The 26,331-nt window shown below is 73.7% G+C and carries 22 protein-coding genes, 2 pseudogenes and 1 riboswitch; of the genes and pseudogenes, 16 read left to right on the forward strand and 8 right to left on the reverse strand.

Annotated elements, in window-relative coordinates:
• Nucleotides 1-13: 13 nt before the first annotated feature.
• Complete coding sequence (locus Q3Y56_RS09325; RefSeq protein ID WP_304461478.1) at nucleotides 14-1,327, reverse strand: glycosyltransferase family 4 protein; 1,314 nt, start codon at nucleotides 1,325-1,327, stop codon at nucleotides 14-16.
• A 265-nt stretch (nucleotides 1,328-1,592) separates the two neighbouring features.
• Here Q3Y56_RS09325 and Q3Y56_RS09330 point away from each other — a divergent pair, with 265 nt between their 5' ends.
• Entirely contained in the window at nucleotides 1,593-2,219 is a 627-nt protein-coding gene (locus Q3Y56_RS09330; RefSeq protein ID WP_304461479.1) for a TetR family transcriptional regulator, read from the forward strand.
• Here the strand turns inward: Q3Y56_RS09330 and Q3Y56_RS09335 are convergent.
• Both Q3Y56_RS09335 and Q3Y56_RS09340 read right to left on the reverse strand, forming a co-directional pair.
• Nucleotides 2,216-2,476 (reverse strand): ferredoxin, encoded by a 261-nt coding sequence (locus Q3Y56_RS09335; protein WP_304461480.1) that lies wholly within the window; start codon nucleotides 2,474-2,476, stop codon nucleotides 2,216-2,218. The genes Q3Y56_RS09330 and Q3Y56_RS09335 overlap by 4 nt on opposite strands.
• A gap of 4 nt (nucleotides 2,477-2,480) precedes the next feature.
• On the reverse strand, nucleotides 2,481-3,950 hold the full coding sequence (locus Q3Y56_RS09340) for an aldehyde dehydrogenase (protein WP_304461481.1): 1,470 nt from the start codon (nucleotides 3,948-3,950) through the stop codon (nucleotides 2,481-2,483).
• A 121-nt stretch (nucleotides 3,951-4,071) separates the two neighbouring features.
• Between Q3Y56_RS09340 and Q3Y56_RS09345 the strand changes: the two are divergent.
• The 7 genes and pseudogenes from Q3Y56_RS09345 (at nucleotide 4,072) to Q3Y56_RS09375 (ending at nucleotide 12,581) form a co-directional block, all read left to right on the forward strand.
• Nucleotides 4,072-5,132: pseudogene (locus Q3Y56_RS09345) on the forward strand (MBL fold metallo-hydrolase).
• Between the two features lie 74 nt (nucleotides 5,133-5,206).
• Nucleotides 5,207-5,344: riboswitch (cobalamin riboswitch) on the forward strand.
• Between the two features lie 151 nt (nucleotides 5,345-5,495).
• Nucleotides 5,496-6,800 (forward strand): prenyltransferase/squalene oxidase repeat-containing protein, encoded by a 1,305-nt coding sequence (locus tag Q3Y56_RS09350; RefSeq protein WP_304461482.1) that lies wholly within the window; start codon nucleotides 5,496-5,498, stop codon nucleotides 6,798-6,800.
• A complete protein-coding gene (locus tag Q3Y56_RS09355; RefSeq protein ID WP_304461483.1) occupies nucleotides 6,800-7,546 on the forward strand; it encodes an SCO2322 family protein in 747 nt (248 codons plus the stop codon). Before Q3Y56_RS09350 ends, Q3Y56_RS09355 begins: the two co-directional genes overlap by 1 nt.
• A 422-nt stretch (nucleotides 7,547-7,968) precedes the next feature.
• Nucleotides 7,969-9,051, forward strand: a pseudogene (locus Q3Y56_RS09360) (energy-coupling factor transporter transmembrane component T); the annotation flags it as partial.
• 226 nt (nucleotides 9,052-9,277) lie between these two features.
• The gene (locus Q3Y56_RS09365) at nucleotides 9,278-10,957 is read left to right on the forward strand and encodes an ABC transporter ATP-binding protein (RefSeq protein WP_304461484.1); all 1,680 of its coding nucleotides are present in this window, start codon (nucleotides 9,278-9,280) and stop codon (nucleotides 10,955-10,957) included.
• On the forward strand, nucleotides 10,954-11,880 hold the full coding sequence (locus tag Q3Y56_RS09370; protein ID WP_304461485.1) for an ECF transporter S component: 927 nt from the start codon (nucleotides 10,954-10,956) through the stop codon (nucleotides 11,878-11,880). The genes Q3Y56_RS09365 and Q3Y56_RS09370 overlap by 4 nt, the downstream gene beginning before the upstream one ends.
• 281 nt (nucleotides 11,881-12,161) lie before the next feature.
• Nucleotides 12,162-12,581 (forward strand): transglycosylase SLT domain-containing protein, encoded by a 420-nt coding sequence (locus tag Q3Y56_RS09375; protein WP_304461486.1) that lies wholly within the window; start codon nucleotides 12,162-12,164, stop codon nucleotides 12,579-12,581.
• Between the two features lie 9 nt (nucleotides 12,582-12,590).
• Here Q3Y56_RS09375 and Q3Y56_RS09380 read toward each other — a convergent pair whose 3' ends face one another.
• A complete protein-coding gene (locus Q3Y56_RS09380) occupies nucleotides 12,591-13,760 on the reverse strand; it encodes a steroid 3-ketoacyl-CoA thiolase (RefSeq protein ID WP_304461487.1) in 1,170 nt (389 codons plus the stop codon).
• A 238-nt stretch (nucleotides 13,761-13,998) separates the two neighbouring features.
• On the opposite strand from Q3Y56_RS09380, the gene Q3Y56_RS09385 reads away from it, so the two are divergent.
• From Q3Y56_RS09385 to Q3Y56_RS09405, 5 genes are all read left to right on the forward strand, one after another.
• Complete coding sequence (locus Q3Y56_RS09385) at nucleotides 13,999-15,231, forward strand: cytochrome P450 (RefSeq protein WP_304461488.1); 1,233 nt, start codon at nucleotides 13,999-14,001, stop codon at nucleotides 15,229-15,231.
• Between the two features lie 193 nt (nucleotides 15,232-15,424).
• Nucleotides 15,425-16,045, forward strand: coding sequence for a DUF6230 family protein (locus tag Q3Y56_RS09390; protein ID WP_304461489.1), 621 nt, complete (start codon nucleotides 15,425-15,427; stop codon nucleotides 16,043-16,045).
• A gap of 5 nt (nucleotides 16,046-16,050) precedes the next feature.
• Nucleotides 16,051-16,416 (forward strand): DUF6114 domain-containing protein, encoded by a 366-nt coding sequence (locus Q3Y56_RS09395; RefSeq protein WP_304461490.1) that lies wholly within the window; start codon nucleotides 16,051-16,053, stop codon nucleotides 16,414-16,416.
• A gap of 89 nt (nucleotides 16,417-16,505) precedes the next feature.
• Nucleotides 16,506-17,195 carry a hypothetical protein gene (locus Q3Y56_RS09400; RefSeq protein ID WP_304461491.1) on the forward strand — a complete coding sequence of 230 codons (690 nt, stop codon included), beginning with the start codon at nucleotides 16,506-16,508 and terminating at the stop codon, nucleotides 17,193-17,195.
• A gap of 276 nt (nucleotides 17,196-17,471) precedes the next feature.
• Nucleotides 17,472-18,455: an AraC family transcriptional regulator gene (locus Q3Y56_RS09405; protein WP_304461492.1), complete on the forward strand. Its 984-nt coding sequence runs from the start codon at nucleotides 17,472-17,474 to the stop codon at nucleotides 18,453-18,455.
• A gap of 243 nt (nucleotides 18,456-18,698) precedes the next feature.
• Here the strand turns inward: Q3Y56_RS09405 and Q3Y56_RS09410 are convergent, their stop codons facing one another.
• From Q3Y56_RS09410 to Q3Y56_RS09420, 3 genes are all read right to left on the reverse strand, one after another.
• Nucleotides 18,699-19,241, reverse strand: coding sequence for a superoxide dismutase family protein (locus tag Q3Y56_RS09410; protein WP_304461493.1), 543 nt, complete (start codon nucleotides 19,239-19,241; stop codon nucleotides 18,699-18,701).
• A 131-nt stretch (nucleotides 19,242-19,372) separates the two neighbouring features.
• Nucleotides 19,373-20,347: a hypothetical protein gene (locus Q3Y56_RS09415; protein WP_304461494.1), complete on the reverse strand. Its 975-nt coding sequence runs from the start codon at nucleotides 20,345-20,347 to the stop codon at nucleotides 19,373-19,375.
• An 11-nt stretch (nucleotides 20,348-20,358) separates the two neighbouring features.
• The gene (locus Q3Y56_RS09420; protein WP_304461495.1) at nucleotides 20,359-22,617 is read right to left on the reverse strand and encodes a bifunctional glycosyltransferase 87/phosphatase PAP2 family protein; all 2,259 of its coding nucleotides are present in this window, start codon (nucleotides 22,615-22,617) and stop codon (nucleotides 20,359-20,361) included.
• A 201-nt stretch (nucleotides 22,618-22,818) separates the two neighbouring features.
• Between Q3Y56_RS09420 and Q3Y56_RS09425 the strand changes: the two genes are divergently transcribed.
• The 3 genes from Q3Y56_RS09425 (at nucleotide 22,819) to Q3Y56_RS09435 (ending at nucleotide 24,068) form a co-directional block, all read left to right on the forward strand.
• Nucleotides 22,819-23,145: an antibiotic biosynthesis monooxygenase gene (locus Q3Y56_RS09425; protein WP_304461496.1), complete on the forward strand. Its 327-nt coding sequence runs from the start codon at nucleotides 22,819-22,821 to the stop codon at nucleotides 23,143-23,145.
• A 97-nt stretch (nucleotides 23,146-23,242) separates the two neighbouring features.
• A complete protein-coding gene (locus Q3Y56_RS09430) occupies nucleotides 23,243-23,437 on the forward strand; it encodes a hypothetical protein (protein WP_304461497.1) in 195 nt (64 codons plus the stop codon).
• Between the two features lie 94 nt (nucleotides 23,438-23,531).
• A complete protein-coding gene (locus Q3Y56_RS09435; protein ID WP_304461498.1) occupies nucleotides 23,532-24,068 on the forward strand; it encodes a GNAT family N-acetyltransferase in 537 nt (178 codons plus the stop codon).
• Nucleotides 24,069-24,119: 51 nt separating this feature from the next.
• On the opposite strand, the gene Q3Y56_RS09440 is transcribed toward Q3Y56_RS09435, so the two are convergent.
• Entirely contained in the window at nucleotides 24,120-26,165 is a 2,046-nt protein-coding gene (locus Q3Y56_RS09440) for an MDR family MFS transporter (RefSeq protein WP_304461499.1), read from the reverse strand.
• Nucleotides 26,166-26,331 lie beyond the last annotated feature (166 nt).

The raw sequence follows: 26,331 nt of genomic DNA on the forward strand, positions 1-26,331 counted from the left end.
CCGTCCCCGTAGGTCAGGTGAGCTGCCGGGGCGGGGCGGTGGCCGGTCGCGGCATCCCGGCGCGGGCGGTGGCACGCCGCGCCTCGATGGCGGCGCGGTAGTGCTCGGCGGTGCCGCGGGCGGCCTGTTCCCAGGTGAAGCGGGCCAGGACGCGGTCCCGGCCGGCCGCGCCGAGTCTGCGCCGCAGGTCGGCGTCGCCCAGCAGCCGGCCGAGCGCGGTGGCCAACGCGTCCGCGTCACCGGGCGGTACGGCCAGGCAGGTCTCGCCGTCGGGGCCCGCGACCTCCGGGATGGCGCCGCCGGTGGTGGCGACCAGCGGGGTGCCGGTGGCCATGGCCTCGGCCGCCGGGAGGGAGAAGCCTTCATATAGAGAGGGGACGCAGGAGACCTGGGCGCCGCGGACGAGGTCGACGAGTTCGGCGTCGCTGATGCCCTTGACGAACCGGACGGCGCCGTCGAGTCCGTGCCGGGCGACGGCGTCGGCCACGGGGCCCTTCTCGGGCCGCTTGCCGACGACGACGAGGTGGGCGTCGGGCCGCTCGGCGCGGACCTTGGCGAGCGCCTCGACGAGATGGACCAACCCCTTGAGCGGGACGTCGGCGCTGGAGGTGGTGACGATCCTGCCCGGCACCTCGGGGACGGCCGGGTCCGGCGAGAACAGCCGGGTGTCCGCGCCGATGGGGACGACGTGGATCCGGTCCGGGCGCACGCCGAGGTCTTCCATGATCTCCTGGCGGGAGGAGCCGGAGACGGTGAGCACCGAGGGCAGCCGGGCGGCGACCCGCTTCTGCATGCGGGTGAAGCCGTACCAGCGGCGCACGGACAGGCGGCGCTTCCAGGTGGTGGCCGCGGCGAGCTCCAGTCGGCGGTCCACGGTGATGGGGTGGTGGATCGTGGTGACGAGCGGGAAGCCGATCCGGTCCAGGCCGAGCAGCCCGTAGCCGAGGGTCTGGTTGTCGTGGACGACGTCGAACTCACCGCGCCGGGCGGCCAGGTGGCGGCGGGCGCGGAGGCTGAACGTCAGCGGCTCGGGGAAGCCGCCGGTCCACATGGTGCCGACCTCCAGGGCGTCGACCCAGTCGCGGTACTCCTCCCGCCGCGGCGTGCGGAAGGGGTCGGGCTGCCGGTAGAGGTCGAGGCTGGGCAGCTCGGTGAGGGGCACGCCGTCGTCGAGGACGGGGTACGGCTGCGCGCCGATGACCTCCACGCTGTGGCCGAGCCGTGCCAGCTCGCGCGACAGATGGCGCACGTACACGCCCTGGCCGCCGCAGAACGGGTTCCCTTTGTAGGTGAGCAGCGCGATGCGCAGCGGCCTGTCGCCGGTCACTCGCGGCCCCCTTCTCGGTGCAGTTCAGCGGGAGCGTATCCGCAAGCAAACGGCTAGAACAAGTTTCACTTACGGATCGCCGGAGAAGTCTCGAAGATACCTGCCCATGCCACCTTCCCCCGGGGCAGGACAGGTGATCCGCGCCACTGGGGGCCGCCCTCGGCCGGCCTGCCGCGACGACGTGAATGACTCGCGCCGTTCCTCCGGCCCTGCCATCATGCACGGAGTCCGCAGCCTGCAGACGGAACGCACCGAAGTAGGACACATGACCGCAGAAGCCAAGCCAGCCTCCTTGCAGCTGACCGAGCGGCAGGAGGCGCGTCGCCGCCGGATCCTGCACGCCAGTGCCCAGCTGGCGAGCCGCGGCGGCTTCGACGCTGTGCAGATGCGCGAGGTGGCCGAGTTGTCCAGCGTGGCGCTCGGCACGCTCTACCGCTACTTCCCCTCCAAGGTGCATCTGCTCGTCGCGACGATGCAGGACCAGTTGCAGCAGATGCACGAGACGCTGCGGAAGCGGCCGCCCACCGAGCGGGAGCCCGCCGCCCGGGTCGCCCAGACCCTGATGCGCGCCTTCCGCGCACTCCAGCGGGAGCCGCACCTGGCGGACGCGATGGTGCGGGCCCTGACGTTCGCGGACCGCTCGGTGAGCCCGGAGGTGGACACGGTCTCCCGGCTGACCACGGCCATCATCCTGGACGCGATGGGGCTTCAGGGCCCGCCCACGGCGGAGCAGTTGTCCGCGGTGCGGGTGATCGAGCACACGTGGCACTCGGCGCTGGTCACCTGGCTGTCGGGGCGGGCGTCGATCGCCCAGGTGAAGATCGACATCGAGACGGTGTGCCGGCTGATCGACATCACCGCGCCACCGGGCAGGACCCACTCCCCGAGCTAGTCCTCCGGAGGGAAGACCGGTTCGCCCGTGCCGCTCAGGCGCAGCAGGACGGCCTCGACCGGGCAGCCCTCCGCCGCGCTCAGCACCGCGTCCGAGGCCGGCACTTCGGCGTCGGACGGCCGCGACCGACGGGACGCGTCGAGCCGGAACGCCTCCGGCGCCGTATGGACGCACATCCCCGAGCCGACACACAGCGCGCGGTCGACCTCCACCCGCCAGCGGTCCCCCGTGTCCGGCGTATCCGCCGTGTCCCCCATCACCTCAGCCCTCCCAGTCGGCGGGCAGATGGATCGTCTGGTGCTCCAGGTAGGCGGCGAACCCCTCGGGGCCGAACTCCCGCCCCAGGCCGGAGTTCTTGAAGCCGCCGAACGGGCCGAGCATGTCGAGGCTGAAGGTGTTCACGGAGAACGTTCCGGTGCGGATGCGCCGGGCCACGCCGATGCCGCGTTCGACGTCGGCGGTCCACACGCTGCCGGAGAGCCCGTAATCGGAGTCGTCGGCGATCCGCACCGCCTCCTCCTCGCTCTCGTACGGCAGCAGGCAGATGACGGGGCCGAAGATCTCCTCACGGGCGATCCGCATGTCGTTGCGGACGTTCCCGAAGAGGGTCGGTTCGACGTACCAGCCGGTCTCGGGGGAGGCGGGGCGGCCGCCTCCGGTGAGCAGTTCGGCGCCCTCGCGCCGCCCGAGGTCGATGTAGTCGAACGAGCGCTGCTGCTGGCGGCGCGCGACCAGCGGGCCGACCTGGGTGGCCGGGTCGAACGGGTCCCCGACGACCAGCGCGGAGGCGGCGGCCGCGAGGCGTTCGGCGATCTCCGCGTAGTGGTCGCGCGGGGCGAGGATGCGGGTCTGGGCAACGCACGCCTGGCCGTTGTTCATCCACGCGTTGGGGACGATGCCGCCGACGGCGGCGTCCAGATCGGCGTCGGGCAGGATGACGGCCGCCGACTTGCCGCCCAACTCCAGCGTCACCCGCGTCAGTCGGCGGGCGGCGACCTCCATGACGCGCCGGCCCGCTGCCACGGACCCGGTGAACGACACCTTGTCGACGCCCGGGTGCCCCACCAGGTACTCGCCGACCTCCGGGCCCGCGGGCAGGACGGACAGCACGCCGTCCGGCAGCCCCGCCTCGGCGGCGATCTCCGCGAGCAGGTACGAGTCGAGCGGGGCCTCCGGGGAGGGCTTGAGGATCACCGGGCAGCCGGCCAGCAGCGCGGGCGCGAGCTTGGCCGCGGCCACGAACTGCGGGGCGTTCCACGGCACGACGGCCGCCACCACCCCGACCGGGGCGCGCCGCACCAGCAGCGGCCCCAGGATGCCGGTGCGCCGCTCCTCGTAGCCGGTGTCGCGGGCGACCGCGAGGGCCGCCTCCCACACCATCACCGCGCCGAGCGCCTGGCCGAGGACGCTCCAGGAGTACGGGCTGCCGTTCTGGGCGGTGACGGTCCGGGCGACCTCCTCGTGCCGGGCGGCGAGCGCGTCCTTGATCCGGGTGACGACCGCGATCCGCTCCTTGGGGTCGCTACGCGGCCAGGGGCCGGCGTCGAAGGCGGCGCGCGCGGTGGCGACCGCCCGGTCCACGTCCTCGCGGGTGGCGTGCGGTACGCGGCCGATGACCGCCTCCGTGTGCGGTGAGACGACCTCGATGGTGCCGCGGCCCGCGGGTTCGGCCGGGGCGCCGCCGATGACCAGGTGGCCGTACTCGACACGGCCGTTCGCGGGGTCCGTCATGGTGGGAACCTCCAGGGATTCGGCCGCCGCCCGGCTCCGGACAAATAACTGACGCTACGTCAGAAACTGATACCAGTTCTCGCTATAGTGGGCAACGGCCGTGCGGCGACAGGGGGTTGACGTGACCGATGAGGCGACCGCTCCGGTGACCTCGCACGGCGGCGGCGTGTGGAGCATCCCGGTCCCGATCCCCGGCAACCCGCTCGGCCACACCCTCGTCCACGTCCTGGACACCGATCGCGGCCCGGTCCTGATCGACACCGGCTGGGACGATCCGACGGCCTGGGACGCACTCACCACCGGCCTGACCGCCTGCGGCACCGCCGTGTCGGACATCCACGGCGTCGTCCTCACCCACCACCACCCCGACCACCACGGGCTCTCCGGCCGGGTGCGCGAAGCGTCCGGCGCGTGGCTGGCCATGCACGCCGCCGACGCGGCCGTGGTGCGCCGCACCAGCGCCGCGGCGCCCGGCCGGTGGCTCGACTACCTCACCGACCGGCTCGCCGCCGCCGGGGCGCCCGCGGACCACCTCGCCCCGCTGCGCGCCGCCCGCGCCGCGGGACGCGCCGGCGACCTGCCCGGCCTCGCCGCCGCGCTGCCCGACCGGCACATCGCCCCCGGCGCCCTCCTCGACCTGCCCGGCCGCAGGCTGCGGGCCGTATGGACACCGGGCCACACCCCGGGCCACGTCTGCCTGCACCTGGAGGAGGAGCATCCGGCGGGCGCGCCCGGCAACGGCCGGCTGTTCTCCGGCGACCACCTGCTCCCGGGCATCTCCCCGCACATCGGCCTCTACGAGGACCCGGACGACGACGGACCCGCGGGGAGGCCGACCCGCTCGGCGACTACCTCGACTCCCTCGGCCGCGTGGGCCGGCTCGGCCCGGCCGAGGTGCTCCCGGCCCATCAGCACGCGTTCACCGGCGCCGACCGCCGCGTCGGCGAACTGCTCGACCACCACGCCGACCGCCTGGCCGGCGTACGGGACCTGCTGGCGACCCCGCGCACGCCCTGGCGGCTCGCCGAGCGCATGCGCTGGAACCGCCCGTGGGCGGACATCCCGTACGGCTCGCGGAACATCGCGGTCGCGGAGGCGGAGGCGCATCTGCGGCACCTGGTGAAGCGGGGGCGGGCGGCGGCGGTGCCGGGCACCGACCCGGTCGCGTACCAGGCGGTGTGAGTCCCGCGTGAGTCCCGCCCGGCGCCGGGTGGTCCTCCGACCTCCCGGTAAGGCGCCGGTTAAGGTGGGCGTGCACAACTTCATGCGTGACCGATCGGGGAAAGCCGGTGCGATTCCGGCGCTGACCCGCAACCGTGAGTACGGCCCGCGCCCGCCGGTACGGCTGGCCGACCGTATGAGCCGGAGCACCCGTCGGCCACACCGAAGGCTCCCGCGCACCGGTCGCCGACGCGACCGGTGCGCGGCACCGTCGAGGTCTACGGAGCTGAGCCCGGTGCCACCGTGCGCGTGCCGCGCACGGGTGGACGGCCGTGTCTCAGCTGCGTGCAGAACACCGCGAACACACACCGAGAGGCACCGTCCATGAACGTACGCCGCAGCGCCGCGGCCCTGGCCGTCTCCGTCGTCCTCGGCGCGGCCGCCGCCCCGGCGGCGTTCGCCGACGACGCCCCCTCCCCGAAGCCGAAGCAGTCCGCGCTGCCGCAGGGGCTGTACGGGACCAAGGACCCCACGTACGACGGCGTGTGGCGGCAGTCCCTGGCGCTGCTCGCCCAGGACGCGGTCGGCGTCACCCCGGCGGAGTCGGGTGTGAAGTGGCTGGCCGGGCAGCAGTGCGCGGACGGCGGCTTTGTGCCGTTCCGGCACGAGACCGCCACCCCGTGCACGGCGAAGAACGTCGACAGCAACGCCACCGCGGCCGCCGTGCAGGCGCTCGCCGCGGTCGGCGGGCACGGCGCGGCCGTCGAGAAGGGCGTCGGCTGGCTGAAGAAGAACCAGAACGAGGACGGCGGCTGGGGGATGAACCCCGGCGGCGACAGCGACGCCAACTCCACGGCCGTGGCCGTCGGCGCGCTCGCCGCCGCCGGGCAGGACCCGGCGAAGATCGCCTCCGCGAAGGGCGGCAAGACGCCGTACGACGCGCTGCTCGCGCTGCGGCTGGGCTGCGACGCGAAGAAGGACGAGCGCGGGGCGTTCGCGTACCAGCCCGGTAAGGGCGACCTGGCCCCGAACGACGTGGCCACCGTCGCCGCCGCGCTCGGCGCCACCGGCCAGGGCTTCGTGTTCGAGCCGGTCGGCAGGGACGACGACGAGGCGGTCGAGCCGCTGGAGTGCGGAGCGGGCGCCGACAAGAGCGACACGAAGGCCAAGGGCGCGGCCGCGGCGGAGGACGCCGCCGACGCGGCGGACGCGTACCTGGTCGCCAAGCTGGCCGGGAACGGCCAGCACCTGATGGCCGCCCTGCCCGGCCAGGACCCGAAGCCCGACCTCGGCAGCACCGCCGACGCGGTGCTCGCGCTCGCGGCGGGCGAGCATCGGGCCGCGGCCGCCAAGCCGCTCGCCTGGCTCCAGGGCAAGGACAGCGGCGCGGTCGCGTGGGCCAAGGACGACCCGGGCGCGCTGGCCAAGCTGATCCTGGCCACCCGCTCGGTCGGCGGCGACCCGCGCGACTTCGGCGGTACGGACCTGGTACGTGCGCTGAACGCCACCGGCCCCAAGCCCGCGGCCGCCTCGGACCACTCCGGCACGCAGAAGCAGGCCGACGAGGACAAGAAGAAGGACGACAAGGGCGACAGCCCGTTCGGCCTGTGGTGGTTCATCGGCGTGTGCGCGGTCGCGGGCATCGGCATCGGCTTCCTGCTCAGCGGCCGGAAGAAGCAGCAGCTCTGATGGCTGAACGGTCCGTGGCACGGCGTCCGTACGGGCGGGACGCGCCGGCCAGGCCGGTCGCGCTGGTCTCGTCGCTGTGCGCCGGGCTGCTGCTCGTCGTCCTGGGCGCCGCCCCCGCGCACGCCCAGGGCTACCGCTACTGGTCGTTCTGGGAGCGGGACGGCGACGCGTGGACGTACGCCACCCAGGGGCCGTCGACCGCGCGGCCGGACGACGGCGAGACCATCGGCTTCCGGTTCGCCGTCAGCGAGGACTCCCGGAACGCCGCCCAGCCGCGCGGCGCCGCCGACTTCGACGCCATCTGCGCGGGCACCCCGGCCAAGGGCGACGCCAAGCGGGTCGCCGTCGTCATCGACTTCGGTACGGCGGCCCACGCGCCCGACGGCGAGACCCCGCCCCCGGCCCGCACCGCATGCGCGCGGGTCCGCAGTGGGGCGAGCGCGGCGGAGGCGCTCGCGGCCGTCGCGAAGCCGCTGCGCTACGGCTCGTCGGCGCTGCTGTGCGGCATCGCCGACTACCCGCGGTCCGGCTGCGCCGAGCAGGCGGACCGTTCCGGTACGGGATCCGGTGCGGACTCCGGCGACGAGTCGGCGACGGGCACGGCACGCCCCGGGCGGTCCGGCGAGCGCGCCGACGGTGAGGACAACGGCGGCGAAGGGCCGTCGACCGGCCTGCTCGGCGGGGCCGCAGCCGTGGTCGCACTCGGCGCGGCCGCGTGGTGGCAGACCCGCCGTCGCCGCGGATGACCGCCGAACGACCGCACGCGCGGCGACCCGACAGCGACCCGGGAGAGCAGCCCGACCAGGGCGAGGCGGCACCGGGTCGGCAGGTCGACGACCGGTCCGCCGTGCGGCGGGCATCGCCGGACGCGCCGACGTCCCCGGTCGCGCGGCGGGCCGGGACGGCGGACGTCGAGGCGCGGCCCGCGGACCCGGCCGCACGCGGCACAGCCCAGGACTCCGGCCCACGCCGGACCGCGCCGGAGCCGCCGGGCGGCGGCGCCCGCTACGGGGTGGACCGGGGTGCAGCACGCCCGGGCGCCCGGCGCGCACCCGGCGGCCAACCCACCACTCGGCACGCCCCCGGCGACCAACCCACCGCCCGGCACGCCCCCGGTGACGGACCCACGCGCGCCGCCGGCCCGGTCCGGCGGCTGCGGGCCGCCGCCATGCGGCTGCGGGCTCCCGAGGTCTCGCGGCGCGCGGCCCTGCACGCGGGCGCCTGGTGGCTGTGGGCGCTCGGGCTGGCGACCGCCGCGTCGCGGACCAGCAATCCGCTGCTGCTCGGGCTGCTGATCGGCGTCGCGGGCTACGTCGTGGCGGCGCGGCGCACGGACGCGCCGTGGGCGCGGTCCTACGGTGCGTTCCTCAGGCTCGGCGTCGCGGTGCTCGCGATCCGCCTGCTGTTCGCCGTGCTCCTCGGGTCGCCCATCCCCGGCACCCGGGTCCTGGTGACGCTCCCCGAAGTCCCCTTGCCCGAGTGGGCCCAGGGCGTGCGGATCGGTGGTGCGGTGACCGCCGAGGGGCTGGTCTTCGCGCTCTACGACGGGCTCAAGCTGGCCACCCTGCTCATCTGCGTCGGCGCGGCGAACGCCCTCGCCAACCCGGCCCGGCTCCTCAAGTCGCTGCCCGGCGCGCTCTACGAGGTGGGCGTCGCGGTGGTCGTCGCCATGACCTTCGCGCCGAACCTCGTCGAGGACGTCCAGCGGCTGCGCGCGGCGCGGCGGCTGCGCGGCCGCCCCGACCGGGGCGTCAAGGGACTGTTCCAGGTCGGCCTGCCGGTCCTGGAGGGCGCGTTGGAGCGCTCGGTGTCGCTGGCGGCGGCGATGGACGCGCGCGGGTACGGGCGCACCGCCCAGGTGCCGACCGCCGTTCGGCGCACCACCGCGGCGCTGACGCTCGGCGGGCTGTTCGGGGTCTGCGCCGGTACGTACGGGCTGCTGGCCGACCAGGGCGCGGGCTACGGGCTGCCGGTGCTGCTGGGCGGGCTGGCCGCCGCGCTGGGCGGGCTGTGGCTGGGGCGCCGCCGGTCCGTGCGCAGCCGGTACCGGCCCGACCGGTGGGGGGCGCGGGCGTGGCTGGTCGCCGGCTCGGGCGCGGGCGTCGCGGCGCTGATGATCTGGGCGGGCGACTACGCCCCGCGGACGCTCCATCCGCCCGCGGTCCCGCTCACGGCGCCGGAACTGCCGCTGTGGCCCGCGCTGTCGGTGCTGCTCGGCCTGCTGCCCGCGTTCGTCGCGCCCGCCCCGCCACGCGGGCCGGGCCCGGCGGAGCGGCCCGGCTCGACCCGCCGGTCCGCGCCGCCGTCCGCCTCGGACCGCCGGTCCAACTCAGCGTACGCCCCGGACCACCGGCCTAGCTCACCGCACGGCTCGGACCGCCGGTCGGGCTCACCACACGACTCAGCGCGCTGGTCCGTGTCGCCATCCGGCTCGGCCGCTCCCCCGCCCCCGATCCGTACCCCAAGGAGCCCTCCCCGTGATCCGTTTCGAGCAGGTGTCCGTCACGTACACCGACGCCGGCGGTCCCGCGATCCAGGGTGTCGATCTGACCGTCCCCGAGGGCGAGCTGTGCCTCCTGGTCGGGCCGTCCGGTGTCGGCAAGTCGACTCTGCTGGGTGCCGTCAGCGGTCTCGTACCGCACTTCACCGGCGGCACGCTGCGCGGCCGGGTCACCGTCGCGGGCCGCGACACCCGTACCCACCGCCCGCGCGAGCTGACCGACGTGGTCGGCACCGTGGGGCAGGATCCGCTCGCGCACTTCGTCACCGACACGGTCGAGGACGAGCTGGCCTACGGCATGGAGTCGCTCGGGTTGCCCACCGACACCATGCGCCGCCGGGTCGAGGAGACCCTGGATCTGCTGGGGCTGGCCGAGTTGCGGGAGCGGCCCATCGCCACGCTCTCCGGCGGCCAGCGGCAGCGGGTCGCCATCGGCTCGGTCCTGACCACGCACCCCCGGGTCCTGGTCCTGGACGAGCCGACGTCGGCGCTGGACCCGGCGGCGGCCGAGGAGGTGCTGGCCGTGCTCCAGCGGCTGGTGCACGACCTGGGGACGACCGTGCTGATGGCCGAGCACCGGCTGGAGCGGGTCGTGCAGTACGCGGACCGGGTGGTTCTGCTGTCCGGCCCCGGCGAGGCCCCGGTGACCGGTGAGCCCGCCGACCTCATGGCGGTCTCCCCCGTCCACCCGCCGGTGGTGGCGCTGGGCCGACTCGCCGGCTGGTCGCCGCTGCCGCTGTCGGTGCGGGACGCGCGCCGCAAGGCGGGCCCGCTGCGGGAGCGGCTCGCGGCAGCCCCAGCCCCAGCCCTGACCCCAACCGCTGTTCCCGCCGCCGCGCCCGTCGACGCCACGCCCACCGCCGCGCCCGCCGCGCCGCCGCACGAGCCGCGGCCCCGGCCGCTGGCCGAGGCGGTCGGCCTGTCGGTGCGGCGCGGCCGCGTCGAGACGCTGCACGCGGTCGACCTGTCCGTACGTCCCGGTGAGACGGTCGCGCTGATGGGCCGTAACGGAGCCGGAAAGTCCACTCTCCTGTCCGCGTTCGTGGGGCTGCACGAACCCGCCGCCGGGACCGTCCGCGTCGACGGCGCCGTCCCGCACCGCACCCGGCCCGCGGAGCTGCTGCACCGCGTGGGGCTGGTGCCCCAGGAGCCACAGGATCTGCTGTACGCGGACACGGTCGCGGCCGAGTGCGCGGCGGCGGACCAGGACACGGGGGCGCCGGCGGGCACCTGCCGGGCGCTGGTGGGGCGGCTGCTGCCGCACGTGCCCGACACCACGCATCCCCGTGACCTGTCGGAGGGGCAGCGGCTGGCGCTGGCGCTCGCGGTGGTCCTCACGGCCCGGCCACCGCTGCTCCTGCTGGACGAGCCGACCCGCGGCCTGGACTACGCGGCGAAGGCGCGGCTGGCCGAGGTGCTGCGCGAGCTCGCGGCGGACGGGCACGCCATCGTGCTGGCCACGCATGACGTGGAGCTGGCGGCCGAGCTGGCCCACCGCGTCGTCATCCTGGCCGACGGCGAGGTGGTGGCGGACGGCCCGACCGCGGAGGTGGTGGTCTCCTCCCCCGCGTTCGCCCCGCAGGTCGCCAAGGTGCTCGCGCCGCTGCCCTGGCTGACGGTGCCGCAGGTGCGGCGGGCGCTGGAGACGGCCGGATGACCGCCGCTCGTCCGCAGCCGCAGGCGCCCCGCCGCGCGACGGACCCCGCGAGCCGCGAGAGCGGGGGCCGTGGTCGGCCGGTGCGCGCCGTCCGCCTCGGCCCCCGCTCGGTCGCCGCCCTCGCCCTGGTCTCCGCGGTCGGCGTCGTCGCCTTCGGGTGGCCGCTGCTGGCCGCGCCCGACTCCTCGCTCGCGCACTCCTCCGACGCGCCATGGCTGTTCGCGGCGCTGCTGCCGCTGCTGCTGGCCGTGGTGGTGGCGACCATCGCCGACACCGGCCTGGGGCCCAAGGCCGTGGCGATGCTGGGTGTGCTGGCCGCGGCGGGCGCGGCGCTGCGGCCGCTGGGCGGCGGCACGGCGGGCATCGAGCCGATGTTCTTCCTGATGGTGCTCTCCGGGCGGGTGCTGGGCCCCGGTTTCGGCTTCGTCCTCGGTGCGGTGTCGATGTTCGCCTCCGCCCTGCTGACGGGCGGGGTGGGCCCGTGGATGCCGTTCCAGATGCTGGCCATGGGCTGGGTCGCGATGGGCGCGGGGCTGCTGCCGGCGCCCGACCGGCTGCGCGGCCGCCGTGAGCTGGTGATGGTGGCGGGGTACGGGGCCGTCGCGTCACTGCTGTACGGCACGGTCATGAACCTGCAAGGGTGGCCGTACATCGGACAGCTGACGTCGAGTGTGTCCTTCGTCCCCGGCGACGCGCTCCATGAGAACCTGGCTCGATTCGTGGCGTACTGCCTGGCCACCTCCCTCGGCTGGGACGTGCCGCGTGCCGTGGTCACCGTCGTGCTGACGCTCGCCCTCGGCGGCCCCGTCCTCAGGGCGCTGCGCCGCGCCACCCGCCGGGCGGCCTTCGACGCCTCCGCGGTCTTCGACGGGCCCGGCCCGGCCCCGGACCGGGTTGCGGACGGCCGGTTCGAGCTGCGCTGAGCGGACGCAGCCGAGGGACTCGTACGTGTGAAGCGGCGTCACGCCCGCGCGGGCCGGGTACTAAGGCGCTTCGTAGCGGGTCGGCGTCGACGGGTCCGCGTCGCGCGCCCTGCCGATCACGGTGACGGGCCGTTGCCGACGGACGGGCGGTCGCGCTCTCCGATCCGGGGTAGTACCTCCCGACATTGCGGTCCCCTGGGGCTGCGTCAACAGTGAAGGGGTCGCCGGGTGGCACGGCCGCGCCGGGCGGCGCGTCCTGTCCCCGACGGAAGGTCCATCCCGTGTCCGCTGACCCGCTCCCCAGCCGCACCGTGCCCCGCCGGAAGTCCGCACTGCTGTGCTCCGTGGCGGCGCTGAGCGCCGCCGGTGTGGCGCTGTCCGCCGCGCCGACGGAGGCCGCGGGCCTTCCGCTGGGCAGCGAGGCCCGGGAGATCGCGCGGCGGATGATCCCCAACAGGACGCAGTTCAAGTGCTTCAGCAAGCTCGTGGAGCGGGAGAGCGGCTGGCGGGTCACGGTGACCTCGCCCACCGGGGCGTACGGTCTACTCCAGGCGCTGCCGGGCTCGAAGATGGCGTCGGCGGGCGCGGACTGGCGGACCAACCCGGCGACGCAGATCAGCTGGGGTCTGGAGTACATCAAGGACCGGTACGGCAGCCCGTGCGAGGCATGGGCGTTCTGGCGGTCCAAAGGGTGGTACTGACACCTCGAGCTACAGGCGCTGGATGATCGTCGCCGTCGCCAGCGCGCCGCCCGCGCACATGCTGATCAGCGCGAACTCCTTGTCCGTACGCTCCAGTTCGTGCAGGGCCGTGGTGATCAGGCGGGCCCCGGTGGCGCCGACGGGATGACCCAGCGCGATGGCGCCGCCGTTGACGTTGACCTTCTCCAGGTCCTGGCCGAAGAACTGCGCCCAGGACAGCACCACCGACGCGAACGCCTCGTTGATCTCGACCAGGTCGATGTCCTTGAGCGTCATCCCGGCCTTGCCGAGGACCGTCTGCGTCGCGTCGATCGGCCCGTCCAGGTGGTAGTGCGGGTCGCAGCCGACCAGCGCCTGGGCGACGATCCGGGCCCGCGCCCTGAGCCTGAGCGCGCGCGCCATCCGCTTGGATGCCCACATCACCGCGCACGCGCCGTCGGATATCTGGGAGGAGTTGCCGGCGGTGTGCACCGCGGTCGGCATGATCGGCTTGAGTCCGCCGAGCGCCTCCATGCTCGTGTCGCGCAGCCCCTCGTCGCGGTCGACGAGCCGCCACATGCCCTGGCCCGCGAGCTGCTCGTCCTCGGTGGTGGGCACCTGCACCGCGAAGGTCTCGCGCTTGAACCGCTCCTCCGCCCAGGCCCGGGCGGCGCGCTCCTGGGATATCAGGCCGAGCGCGTCGACGCGTTCGCGGGTCAGGCCGCGGTGGCGGGCGATCCGCTCGGCGGCCTCGAACTGGTTGGGCAGGTCCACGTTCCACTCGTCCGGCCACGGCTTGCCGGGGCCGTGCTTGGAGCCGCTGCCGAGCGGCACCCGGGACATCGCCTCGACGCCGCAGGCGATGCCGATGTCGATGACGCCGCCCGCGACCATGTTGGCGACCATGTGGTTGGCCTGCTGCGAGGAGCCGCACTGGCAGTCGACGGTGGAGGCGGCGGTCTCGTACGGCAGCCCCATGGCGAGCCAGGCGTTGCGGGCGGGGTTCATGGCCTGCTCGCCCGCGTGCGTGACCGTGCCGCCGACGATCTGCTCCACGCAGTCGGGTTTGATGCCGGTGCGGGCCAGCACCTCGCGGTAGGTCTCGCCGAGCAGATAGGCGGGGTGGAGGTTGGCGAGCGCGCCTCCGCGCCTGCCGATGGGGGTGCGTACCGCTTCGACGATGACGGGTTCGGCGGCCATGACTCGTCCTCTCCTCGCGCCCGCGACTCGTGCCCGCGACGGCGTCCAGCGACGGAAGTAGTACGCGTTCTAGTCCGCCCTCAGTCTGCTGAGGGCCGCAGGGGCCGCGCAAGGGGCGTGCACCGCACTTGTACCGCAGGTAACCGCAACGAATCCGGCCTCGCCCCTTGCGACTTGTAGAACCCGTTACTACCTTCCGCAGCACTTCTGATGGTGCGTCAGGAAGGAAGTGGCGCCGATGCCCTGCCCCGCGATGCCGGACGGCTTCGACTTCACCGACCCCGACCTGTACCGGCAGCGGGTGCCGCTCCCGGAGTTCGCCCGGCTGCGGCGGACCGCGCCGGTGTGGTGGAACGCGCAGCGGCACGGGGCGGCGGGCTTCGACGACGACGGCTACTGGGCCGTCACCCGCCACGCGGACGTCAAGGAGGTCTCCACCCACCCGGAGCTGTACTCCTCGCACCTCAACACCGCGATCATCCGCTTCAACGAGCACATCCAGCGCGAGCAGATCGACGTCCAGAAGCTGATCATGCTGAACATGGACCCGCCCGAGCACACCCGGGTCCGCCAGATCGTGCAGCGCGGCTTCACCCCGCGCGCCATCCGGGCCCTGGAGGAGGCGCTGCGCGACCGCGCCGCCCGCATCGTGGCCGGGGCCCGCGAGGGCGGCACCGGGGACTTCGTCACCGACATCGCGTGCGAGCTGCCGCTCCAGGCCATCGCCGAGCTGATCGGCGTCCCGCAGCGCGACCGCGCGAGGATCTTCGACTGGTCCAACAAGATGGTCGCGTACGACGATCCCGAGCTGGCCGTCACCGAGGAGATCGGCACCCAATCGGCCGCGGAACTCATCTCGTACGCCATGAACCTGGCCACCGACCGCAAGGCATGCCCGGCCCGGGACATCGTCAGCGCGCTGGTCGCCGCCGAGGACGAAGGCAACCTGGGGGCCGACGAGTTCGGGTTCTTCGTGCTGCTGCTGGCGGTCGCGGGCAACGAGACCACGCGCAACGCCATCAGCCACGGCATGCACGCCTTCCTCACCCACCCCGAGCAGTGGGAGCGATTCAAGAGCGAGCGCCCGGCCACGGCCGCCGACGAGATCGTGCGGTGGGCGACCCCGGTGGTCTCGTTCCAGCGCACCGCCACCCGGGACACCGAGCTGGGCGGTCAGCTCATCAGGAAGGGCCGGCGAGTCGGCCTGTTCTACGCGTCCGCCAACAACGACCCGGAGGTCTTCGCGCGCCCCGAGGTCTTCGACATCGGCCGGGACCCGAACCCGCATCTGGGCTTCGGCGGCGGCGGTCCGCACTTCTGCCTCGGCAAGAGCCTGGCCGAGCTCGAGATCCGACTGATCTTCAACGCCATCGCGGACGAACTGCCCGACATCCGGCTGACGGGGCAGCCGCGGCGGTTGCGTTCGGCGTGGCTGAACGGCATCAAGGAGATGCGGGTCAGCTACACCTGACGCGCGACCGGCTCCACCAGACACCCCACCACCCCACCAGACACCCCACCAGCCACTCCTTTCCTGGCCGAAAAGCACCCACCTCGGGCCACCCCTTGAGCTTGTCAGGTGCATCTCAGCGTGCTTACTCTCGAGTAAGTTCCCCCACTCGCAGCACGGGGCTCTGCCACGCTCTCGAAAGGGATATTTCGCCATGAGAGACGGTCAAGGATTACATGTCACAGGACGGGTCAGGTGGCGGCGATTCGCCGCGCTCTCCGTCCCCGGGTTCGCCGCGACCGTCGCCCTGGCCGTCGCCCTGGCCAACGGCGCCATCGCCGCGTCCTTCGCCGTGTCGGGCCAGCAGTTCAAGGTCTCGGCCGACGAGCTGCAAGGCGAGGGCTTCGCCCAGTACGGCAGCGTCGACACCAACGCCCGCGGCGACATCCTGCCGGTCGCCGTGACCGCGATCAGAAAGGCGAAGATCGACAACCTCTGCCAGTCGGTCGTCACCCACCTGCCGATCATCGGAGACATCTCGCTCAAGCTGTCCGCGGGCGGCGGCGGCAAGCCCGTCGAGGCCAGGGACCTGTACATGGACGCCACCCAGATGTCCGGCGACGCGGGCTTCAACAACATCGAGATCGGCCGGGACGCCTCCACGCTCGACAAGGGCCCCGACGGCGCGCAGGGCCTCCAGGACCTGTTCGCGCAGCAGGCCGACGACATCAGTATGTCGAAGCTCCGTACGGTCGCCTGGGCCACCACCGCCGGGACCTTCAAGCTCAACGGGCTGAGCATGAAGATCAGCAAGGGCAAGAAGGAATGCTTCTGAGGGGCGTGCTTCCCAGGTGGCGCCGATGGCGCAGGGGCCGGCCCTTCTGGGGCGGCCTGGTCACCGCCGCCGCGGGCGCGGAGATCGCCGCCATCCCGCTCGCACCGATGAAGGTGATGGTCCTGCAGGGCGTCACCGGGGTCGTGTCGGTGCTCCTGGGCCTCGTCCTGGTCCTGATGGGGCTGAGCGCCTGGTTCGCGCCCCACTACCGGGGACTCGCGGGGGTGCTGGCCGTCATGGTCGCCGCGGCCGCCCTCGTCCTGTCCAACCTCGGCGGTTTCTTCCTGGGAACCGTCCTGGGAGTCATCGGCGGCAGCCTCGTCTTCGGCTGGCAGCCGCTGGAAGCGACCCCGCTCACGCACGACAACTGATCCGGCAGCACACCCGGCAACCGCACGGGGACGACCGCACCGGGACAGCCGCACACCCCCCACCACCCACCCCACGAAGGAGCCGCACGATGCGCCGTACGTTACCCAGCCGCGCCCTGCTCGCCACCGGCGCCGGACTCGCCACCGCCGCCGCGCTGACCCTCACCGGCTCGGCCACCGCCCACCCCACCGCCGCCGGATCGACGACGGTGACCCCGGCCGGGCACTACTTCAAGGCCGCGCTCTCCGGCAAGGCCACGTTCAAGGCCGGGTCGGTCACGGTGACCTGCTCGGCCTCCGTCTCCGAGCCGACCTCGCCCGCCGGCACCGACACGAAGAACCAGGTGCCGCCCGCCCCGGGCAACACCAACGCGGACGGCCCCGTCGGCGGCCCGCTCAGCGCGCCCACGTACAGCAACTGCACCGTCAGCATCCCCGGCGTCACCGCCACCATCACCACCACCGGCGACTGGGGGGTCTCCGTCCGGAACGGCAGTCCGGTCGCCGCCACCCTCACCATCCCGACCGGCGGCTTCGTCCTCAGGACCAGCGGTCTGGCGAGCTGTACGGTCACCGCCGCACCCACCGCCGAGGCGACCGTCACCGGCCAGTGGACCAACGGCGCGCCGTCCAAGCTCTCCGTCGACGGCGCCTCGGTGCCGGTCAAGGTCGTCGGCGGATTCGGCTGCCCGACCACCGCCACCAGCTCCACGTTCACCGTGGCGTACGACGTCACCGACGCCACCGACCCCGCCTCGCAGATCACCGTCACCGGCTGACGGCGGCCGCCCCGGCGGTCCCGGGTGGCGGCGGACCGCCACCGGCCGGACCATGGAAGGGCGGCGATCCACCCGGGGCGGGCGGCTCCCCCGCCCGCCCCGGTCCGCACATCGCCCGTTCGCTCAGTTCGCCCTCTACACCGGCGACGCCACCGGGTATAGGTAGTCGCGGTACAGGTCTTCCATCAATGGACAGCGCAGGCCCGGGCCGCCTCGGCCCGGGCCGCGACGTGGTCGTCGGACTGGCGATTCCGGGGGTGTGGGATGTGGTTGAACGTGTCGAACGAGGATCTGCCCGCGCAGGAGCGGTTTCCCTTCTGGGCCGACCTGCTCTCCCGCGAGCTGGCCCCTCTCACGTTGAGCAGCACGAACGCCGCCGTCGACTTCTCCGCGAGGGCCTCCGTACTGGATCTCGGCTCCGTACGGGTGGCCGCGTTCAACAGCCCGCCCGCGCACCTGAAACGCACCTGGGCGGACATCCGGCGGGCCGACCCGGGCACGTACCAGCTGACCTTCGTCTCCGGCACCCCTCTGTGGATCAGCCAGCGGCGCCAGGACTCCGGGCTGGTGTACGGCGACATGGTGCTCTGGGACGTCTCGCACCCGTTCGAGGGCGCAGTGCCCGACCAGGGCCGTAACATCCAGTCACTCATCCTGCAACTGCCGCGCGAGGAACTGCCGCTGCCACCGGCCAGGATCCACCGGCTCCTCGCCCGGCCCCTGTCGGCCCGCACCGGCATGGGAGCGATCCTCGCCCGGTTCATGACCAGTCTGGACGCCTACGGTCCCGACTGCGACCCGCGCGATCTGAACCGATTAGGGGCGATGGCGCTCGACCTGGCGGGCGCCTGCCTGGCCCAGCACCTCGGAGCCTACGATGACCTTCCGACCGAGACCCGCCAGCAGGCCCTGCTGGCCCGCGTCAACGCCTTCATCGACCACAACCTCGGTGATCCGGACCTGGGGCCGGCGGACATCGCGGCACACCACCACATCTCCGTGCGCTCCCTGCACACGCTCTTCCGGCAGCAGGGGGAGACCGTGGCGGCCTCGATACGCCGACGCCGCCTGGAACGCTGCCACGCCGACCTCACCGACCCCCGGCTACGACGGCGGCCGATCAGCGCCATCGCCGCCCACTGGGGTACCTGCGCCCGGCGGACTTCAGCCGGGCGTTCCGCGCCGTGTACGGCGTGGCGCCCAGAGAACTCCGGCAGACGGCGCTGCGCAGTCTGTCGGATACGCAACAGGCCGCGCTGAGCGACAAGTAACGCCGCACGCATCGCCAACTCGCAGCCGACGGGGCGCGCCACGATGTGAGGGCACGGGGGAAACCAAGCGTTGATTCCACACCTGGGGGGTGGTCATGGGACCTACAGAGTCGTCGTTGGCCGCGTTGGTGAAAACGTTCTCCCCGAGGTATGTGTTCGGGGCGTACCCCGCAGTTGTGCGTCTAGCCCACCACGTGCGCGGAGCGACACTGTGTAAGCGAGGACGACCTTCTCAGGCGAACGGCACGTTGACGCAGGCCAGGCGGGCGCCCGCGGTGCCCGCGTGGCCCTCGTGCGTCTCGGTGGCGTGCTCGTGGACCACCACGGAACGCGCCCCCTGGTCCCGGAAGCGCCAGTCCACGACGGCCTCGGCGCGCCCGTTGCCGCGCGCGTCGGTGGTCAGGTCCAGCCAGACCTCGTTGCGCGCGTTGGCGTACGCGGGGTCGGTCGACGGCTGCACGGGGTCCGGCACGTTCTGGTAATGAGGCCCGGAGTCGGCGGGCTGGGCACCGCACGCCTTGGTGTGCACATGGGCCCCGAACGTACGGTGCGCCTCGACGCCGTGCACCCGCAGCACGATGCGCGTACCGCCGCCCGGGACCGGGTGCTCCAGGACCGTGACCGCGCTGCCCGCCGGGACCGCCGCGGCGTCGTAGGTCACCGCCTCGTGAGCGCCTTCGGCCACCGTCGCATACCGCTCGTGTACGAACGCCACGGGGCACTGCGCCCCGCTCACGGCCGATACCGAGGCCATCGACACGGCCAGGACTGTCATCGCCAACGACATGTTTCACTACTCCCGAATGAGAGGGGCGGACCGCTCACGAGGGCCCGAACTGCCGTGAAAACGCTAGCGGTTCAGGCGCGGGTCCCGCCGGGGGAACCGGAACGGAGGATCACATTCGGTCACGTCGCGGGGAGCCGTGGGGGCAGCGCCCCGCCCAGCCAGTGCAGCGCGTCCCGTACCCGCGCGGGCGCCCCGGACGGCAGCCGCTCCGGGTACGCGGCCGCGGTGCGCAGCAGTTCCAGCGTCCGCCCCGAACCGGTCCCGGCCACCGAGGGAACCAGTTCCTCCACCGTCCGTACGGCGTCCCGCCAGGCACCCGCGCCGAGGAGCGCGGCGAGCAGCCGGGCTCCGAAGATCCCGCTGTAGCCGACGGTCACGCCGGACTCCTGGAGCGCGGCCCGGTGCAGCAGCGGGATCGCCCGCGCCCACTCCCCGGCTTTCTGGTACGTCCCACCCTGGTGGCCGTCGATCTCGTCGGCCGTCACCCACCACACCCAGGGCGGGTCGCCGGGCCGCTCCCCGTCCAGCAGCAGGGAGCGGGCACGCGCGAAGGAGCGGGCCGCCTCGCTCGCCCGGCCGGTCGCGGCGAGCCCGCGCGCCTCCCGGATCCGGAAGACCGCCTCCAGCCGCGGGGTCAGCCGGCGCCGGTCCAGTACGGCACGGGCGACGGCGAGTTCGGTGCGGGGGCGGCCGGTCCATCCTGCGCGCAGGGCCGCGTTCTGGAGGGTCAGCAACTCGGTGGCGCGATCGCCGGCGCGCCGGGCCCAGGTCAGCGCGGCGGCGTCCAGCCGGGCGGCGGCCCGGTACCGCCCGGCGTCGAAGTGCAGCCAACCGGCCACCTCGGCGAGCTCGGCGGCGGCCGCCAGCCGCTCGCGCCGTTCGACGCGGTCAGCGAGCCCCCTGCGGCCCCGGCCGTGGTGGCAGTGCCGCACCTGATGCCGTAGGGCGGCGAAGGCGGCGGCAGCCTGGTCGACGGCGGACGGCGCACCCGCCGACCACACGGCCGGGTCGTTGTCCAGCGCGACCAGCCGCCGCGATGCGGCCCGTATGCCCTCGACGGAGCCGCCGTCCGTCACGTGCGGAACTGCCCCCACCCCGGCCGCACCTACCGCGCGACGTCCGCCGTCGCGGAAGCCGACCGCTCCTCCTCGCCGCCCAGCTCTCCCCCGTTCTCGGCCGCGCCGGCAGCCGCCGTGGGCTTCCCGGCCACCGCCGGCTTCGCCGAAGTCGGCTCCCCGGCCTCCGCCGTCGCCTCCCGACCCGCCCGCGCCGCAAGGCGCGTTCGCAGTCGCTCCAGCGAGGCCGCCGCACCACCGCCCGTGGCGGCGACCTCGGGCGGCGGCACCTTCCCGGCGCCGGTCAGCGCGTACTGGAGGGCGAACCCGGCCGCCACGACCACCGCGCCGCCGACCGCGTCCAGCACGTAGTGGTTGGCCGTGCCGACGATCACGGCGGTGGTCAGCACCGGGTACATCAGGCCGAGGATCTTGATCCACATCTTCGGCGCGACGAGGGCGATGATGACACCGCACCACAGCGACCAGCCCACGTGCAGCGACGGCATCGCCGCGTACTGGTTGGACAACTTGGTCAGCGCGCCGAAGTCCGGGTTCTCCAGGTCCTGCGGGCCGTGCGCGGTGTCGACGTAGCCGAGGCCAGGCATCAGGCGCGGCGGGGCGAGCGGGTACAGCCAGAAGCCGATCAGCGCGAGCAGCGTGGCGAACGCCAGCGGGGTGCGCGCCCACCGGTAGGCCGCGGGTCGGGTCACGTACAGCCACGCCAGCAGTGTGATGGGGACGAAGAAGTGCAGCGAGGAGTAGTAGAACCCCATGCTGTCCTTGAGCCACGGCGTGTCCGCCACGATGTGGTTGAACCAGTGCTCGCAGTCGATGTGCAGCCAGCCCTCCAGGTCGAGGATCTGGCGGCCGTGCCCCTCGGCGAGGCTCCGCTCGTCCGGGGCGTGGGCCCGGACGTAGGAGTACCCGAAGTAGCCGATGCGGATGAGCATCAGCTCCAGCATCAGGTTCGGCCGGGTCAGCGGGCGCCGGTAGAAGCGCAGCAGCGGGACGTGCCGGAACCGGCTCTCCGCGCGGTCCGCGTACGGGGTCTGCACCGGCTTGTCCCACAGCGGGGAGGTACGGGTCAGGAACGGCACCACGAGCGCGGCGGCCAGGGCGGCGAGCAGCGGGGCGTTGTACGCGATGTGGCCGAGGAAGTCGATGTCGGGCATCAGCGCGGTGCGGTTCAGCGTCATCACGAGCACCACGAGCACCGGCCACACCAGCCGGTCGGAGCTGCGCTTGCCCACTCGGCCGACGACGGCGAGGAGGATCCACAGCTGCTGGTACTGCCACGAGGTGGGCGAGACGGCCAGGGCGACACAGCCGGTGATCGCGGCGGCGAGCAGCAACTGGCCGTCCTTGGCGTAGTACACGGCGCGCCGCAGTCCGACGACGGCCACCGCCACCGCCAGTACGGCGAGCAGCGACAGCTCGACAGGGCCGGACAGCCCGATGCGCAACAGCAGGCCGTGCAGGGACTGGTTGGCCAGGCCGTCGGCGGACCCGCCGAGCCCGGCGCCGCCGATGTGGTGCAGCCAGTACGTCTGCGAGTCGCGGGGCATCACGGCCCAGGCCAGGACCGTGCACAGGGCGAAGGTGCCGCCCGCGAACGCGGTGGCCCGGCGCCGCCCGGTCAGCCACTGGACGACCGTGAAGAGCAGCAGGGCGGGCTGGAGCGCCGCGGCCAGGCCGGTGAGGACGCCGGCCTGCCGCTGGGAGGTCCGGGGCAGCAGCGTGAGCAGGATCAGCAGCACCGGGATGATGCTGGTCTGACCGAGCGTGAAGGTGTTGCGCACCGGCAGCGAGAGCGCCATCAGGCAGAGGGCCACGGGCGCGGCGAGCAGCTTGGTGTTCCGCGAGACCGGCGACGGCAGCGTACGGGCCACGACGAGGCCGAGGGCGACGACCAGCAGCAGGGTGCCGAACGTCCAGGCGACGCCGAGGCTCTGCTCGGCGGCGCGGGTCAGCGGCTTGAGGGCCAGCCCCGCGAAGGGCGTGCCGGTGAACGCGCCGTCGCCGTCGTACAGCGATCCCTTGACGTGCAGGACGCCGTTCTCACCGAGCCAGGTCTCCAGGTCGGTGAGCCGCTCGCCGGGTGGCAGCCGCAGCACCGCCGCGGCCTGACGCACGCCCAGCACCGCGGCGAGAAGCCACAGGGCCCCGAGCGCGATGCCACTGCGTGACAGCCGTGACCCGGCGGCACCGGGTTCCGACCCCGAGTCCGGGGTGCTCCCCAGTCCGCTCCGCTCCACGTCCGCCACGCCTTGCTGCTCCCCCACTCGCTCGTCCACCGCTTCCGTCATGTCTGAGTCAGTGACCTTACTGAGCCCCGTACTCAGACGCGGAACACCCCGACTTCACCTGACCGCCGCCGGGAAGTGGCCTGCGGCGTCCTGTCCCATTTCACCAGGAGTGCCGCACTGTCGGCGCGGCGGGCCCCATCCTGCCGCACCGCGGCCCCCCGCCGCGCGAAGGCTCCAGGGTGGTTACGGCAGGATGGGCGCATGAGCATCGTGAAGATCAATGTGCTGACCGTGCCCGCCGAGCAACGCGAGGTCCTGGAGCAGCGGTTCGCCGCCCGCGCCGGTGCGGTGGAGAACTCCGACGGCTTCGAGTGGTTCGAACTGCTGCGGCCGGTCGAGGGCACCGACCAGTACCTGGTGTACACGCGCTGGCGCAGCGAGGAGGACTTCCAGGCGTGGATGGAGGGCCCGATGAAGGCGGCCCACCAGGGCGGCGGGGAGAGCGCGCCGAAGCAGCGGCCGGCGGCGTCCGGATCCACCCTGTGGTCGTTCGAGGTGGTGCAGCAGGCCGCGCCCAGGCAGCCGTGAGACCCGTCACCCGTCTGGCCTAATGCCGGTCGCCTCCCGGCCGCGCCGGGCGAACGCTGTGAGGGAAGGTCCAGCCCGAGTGAGAAGAGTGGTTTCCATGGGCTTGAAGGACAGCATGAAGCACCTCAAGGAGCGGGTCGCGGGCGCCGCGAAGCGGCATCCCGAGCGGGAGCCGCGCCAGGCCGAGCAGGGGCGAACCGAGCCGGGCGTGGTCGGGAAGTACCAGGAGGCGGCCGAGGAGCGCCGCGACACGGAGGAGCGCGGCGGGGGCGAGGGCGGCAGGTCCGCGTAGCCCCGGGGCCCGGTGTGGATCCGCGCGTGTGCTGCACCGCGTGGTGCTGAAATGGGCGTGCGGCGCGCCGGGCCGCCCTGCCAGGATGCGCCGCATGACCGAGTCAGCCGCCGCCGCGCGTCCGCTGTGGACCGTCGCCGCGCAGCCCGTGCACTCAGCCGAGGCGTCCGCCCTGCTGCGCGAGTACTTCATCGAGATCGCCGACCGCTGGTACGAGCGGCACTACGGGCGCCGCTCGACGCCGGAGGAGATCGCAAGCGGTCTCATCGAGCACCACAGCGACGATCTCGTCCCGCCGTACGGGGCGCTGCTGGTGGGCCGGTACGGCGGCGAGCCCGGCGGCTGCGTGGGGCTGCGGCTGCGCGAGGCCCGTACCGCCGAGCTCACCCGGCTGTTCATCCGGCCCGCGTGCCGGGGTCAGGGCGGCGGCGCGGCGCTGCTCGCGGCGGCGGAGCGGACGGCCCGCGAGATGGGCGCGCGGCGCGTGATCCTCGACACCCGGCTGGACCTGGTGGAGGCGCGGGCGCTGTACGCGCGCCATGGCTTCGCCGAGATCGCGCCGTACAAGGAGGACCCGTACGCCGAGTGCTTCTACGGCAAGGACCTGGAACCCAGCCCGTCCATCCGCTGAGGCCCCCACCCGTCCGTCGGCCGAGGCCCCGGCCGAGGCTCAGCCCCCCCGTCACCGCTCCCGCTCGCGCGGCTGCTCCGCGTCCGAGCCGGACAGCTCGCGGTTCAACTCCCGTACCAACTCGACGAGGTCGGTGGGGCGGTCCGCCGCGGACCACCAGTCGCCGAGCAGATCGGCGAGGGTCTCCTCGCGGGCCCGCAGCAACCGCGCCGCCGTCTCGCGCCCTTGGCCCGTCAGGGTCAGCGGCAGCCCGTCGCGTACGGCGAGCCCGCGCGCCTCGACCTGACGCGCCGCGTCGGTGATGGCGCGCAGGGGCACGGTCGTGCGCTCGGCGAGCCGGGCGGGCTCGACGGAGCCGTAGCGGTCCATGCGCAGCAGCAGCCAGCTGGCGGCGGGCAGCAGGTCGAGTCCGGCGCGTTCGGTGATGTCGACGTAGACGCGTTTGCGGCCTTCCCGGCTGCCCAGCAGGGACAGGGCGCGGGCGCACTCGTCGTGCGAGGAGCGCTCGACGGGGTTGGAGGAGAGGACCTCGGTGGTGTCGGGGGCGGTGACCGAGCCGCGCAGCGGCTCCTCCTTCAGGAACCAGGCGAGGACGAACGCGGCGGCGACGACCGGTACCGCGTAGAGGAAGACGTCGGTGATGGACACCGCGTACGCGTTCAGCACCCCGGCCCGCTGCCCGGCCGGGAGCCGGGAGACGGCCCGCGGGTCGCCGCTCAGCTCCGCGGGGTCGACCCCCGGCGGCAGCGGTGCTCCGGCGAGCGCGTCGGCGATCCGCGGACCCAGCTTGTTGGCGAAGATCGTGCCGAAGATGGACACACCGAAGGAGGCGCCGATGGACCGGAAGAAGGTGGCGCCGGAGGTGGCCACACCGAGGTCCTCGTACCCGACGGCGTTCTGCACGATCAGCACCAGGACCTGCATCACCAGGCCGAGCCCGAAGCCGAAGACGAAGAACGCGCCGCTCATCACGGCGTCGGAGCTGGACATGTCGAGCCGGTGGAGGAGGAGCAGGCCGAGGGCGGTGACGCCGGTGCCCGCGATGGGGAAGACCTTGTAGCGGCCGGTGCGGCTGACGATCTGCCCGGAGCCGGTGGAGGCCAGCAGCATGCCGAGGACCATCGGCAGCATGTGGACGCCGGACATGGTCGGCGAGACGCCCTGGACGACCTGGAGGAAGGTCGGCAGGTAGGTCATGCTGCCGAACATCGCGAAGCCGACGACGAAGCCGATGACCGAGCAGAGGGCGAAGGTGCGGCTGCGGAAGAGCTTCAGCGGCAGCACAGGCTCCACGGCCGTCCGCTCCACCCGTACGAAGGCGAGGAGCAGCAGCGCGCCGAGCACGCCGAGCCCGACGATCTGCCAGGAGCCCCACGCGTAGCTGACGCCGCCGAGGGAGGTCATCAGCACCAGGGCGGCGGCCACGGCGGCGATGAGGGCGGTGCCCGGGTAGTCGATGGTGTGCCGGGTGCGGCGCCGGGGGATGTGCAGGGCGGTGGCGATGACGGTGAGCGCGACGGCGCCGACCGGCAGGTTGACGTAGAAGACCCAGCGCCAGCTGAGATGGTCGACGAAGAGCCCGCCCAGGAGCGGGCCGAGGACGCTGGTGCCGCCGAATACGGCGCCGAACAGCCCCTGGTAGCGGCCCCTCTCGCGGGGCGGCACGATGTCGCCGACGATCGCCATCGACAGCACGATCAGCCCGCCGCCGCCCAGGCCCTGCACCGCCCGGAAGCCGATGAGCTGCGGCATGTTCTGGGCCAGGCCGCAGAGCGCTGAGCCGACCAGGAAGATCACGATGGCGAGCTGGTAGAGCCTCTTGCGGCCGTACTGGTCGCCGAGTTTGCCCCACAGCGGGGTGGCGGCGGTGGAGGCCAGCAGGTAGGCGGTGACGACCCACGACAGGTGCTCCAGGCCGCCGAGGTCGCTGACGATGGTCGGCAGCGCGGTGGAGACGATCGTCTGGTCGAGGGCGGCGAGCAGGAGCCCCAGCATCAGTGCGCCGATGGCCATCCGGACGGTGCGCCTGGGCTGCCCCGCCCCGGGGACGGCGCCCGGGGTCCCCGGAGGCCCGGGCTTCGTGGGGTCCTGCGCCATCGCGCCTCCCTCGGTGGACTCGGCCATCCCTCGGTGGACTCGGCCGCCCCTCGGTGGACTCGGGTGGGCTCGGGTGGGCTCGTCCCATCGTCACCCGTATGCGCCGGTACGGCCCGCCGAGCGGGTCCGTACGGCATCGAGAGCTCCGGCGTCGAGAACGGTCGAG

The sequence above is a fragment of the Streptomyces sp. XD-27 genome, from assembly GCF_030553055.1.
GTDB lineage: Bacteria > Actinomycetota > Actinomycetes > Streptomycetales > Streptomycetaceae > Streptomyces.

Coding starts and splice junctions, on each gene's coding strand:
- Q3Y56_RS09370 (WP_304461485.1), top strand. CDS start 10,954: ATGACCGCCGCTCGTCCGCAGCCGCAGGCGCCCCGCCGCGCGACGGAC.
- Q3Y56_RS09425 (WP_304461496.1), top strand. CDS start 22,819: ATGAGCATCGTGAAGATCAATGTGCTGACCGTGCCCGCCGAGCAACGC.
- Q3Y56_RS09440 (WP_304461499.1), bottom strand. CDS start 26,165: ATGGCGCAGGACCCCACGAAGCCCGGGCCTCCGGGGACCCCGGGCGCC.
- Q3Y56_RS09335 (WP_304461480.1), bottom strand. CDS start 2,476: ATGGGGGACACGGCGGATACGCCGGACACGGGGGACCGCTGGCGGGTG.
- Q3Y56_RS09420 (WP_304461495.1), bottom strand. CDS start 22,617: ATGACGGAAGCGGTGGACGAGCGAGTGGGGGAGCAGCAAGGCGTGGCG.
- Q3Y56_RS09330 (WP_304461479.1), top strand. CDS start 1,593: ATGACCGCAGAAGCCAAGCCAGCCTCCTTGCAGCTGACCGAGCGGCAG.
- Q3Y56_RS09355 (WP_304461483.1), top strand. CDS start 6,800: ATGGCTGAACGGTCCGTGGCACGGCGTCCGTACGGGCGGGACGCGCCG.
- Q3Y56_RS09430 (WP_304461497.1), top strand. CDS start 23,243: ATGGGCTTGAAGGACAGCATGAAGCACCTCAAGGAGCGGGTCGCGGGC.
- Q3Y56_RS09340 (WP_304461481.1), bottom strand. CDS start 3,950: ATGACGGACCCCGCGAACGGCCGTGTCGAGTACGGCCACCTGGTCATC.
- Q3Y56_RS09435 (WP_304461498.1), top strand. CDS start 23,532: ATGACCGAGTCAGCCGCCGCCGCGCGTCCGCTGTGGACCGTCGCCGCG.
- Q3Y56_RS09410 (WP_304461493.1), bottom strand. CDS start 19,241: ATGACAGTCCTGGCCGTGTCGATGGCCTCGGTATCGGCCGTGAGCGGG.
- Q3Y56_RS09380 (WP_304461487.1), bottom strand. CDS start 13,760: ATGGCCGCCGAACCCGTCATCGTCGAAGCGGTACGCACCCCCATCGGC.
- Q3Y56_RS09400 (WP_304461491.1), top strand. CDS start 16,506: ATGCGCCGTACGTTACCCAGCCGCGCCCTGCTCGCCACCGGCGCCGGA.
- Q3Y56_RS09350 (WP_304461482.1), top strand. CDS start 5,496: ATGAACGTACGCCGCAGCGCCGCGGCCCTGGCCGTCTCCGTCGTCCTC.
- Q3Y56_RS09385 (WP_304461488.1), top strand. CDS start 13,999: ATGCCCTGCCCCGCGATGCCGGACGGCTTCGACTTCACCGACCCCGAC.
- Q3Y56_RS09390 (WP_304461489.1), top strand. CDS start 15,425: ATGAGAGACGGTCAAGGATTACATGTCACAGGACGGGTCAGGTGGCGG.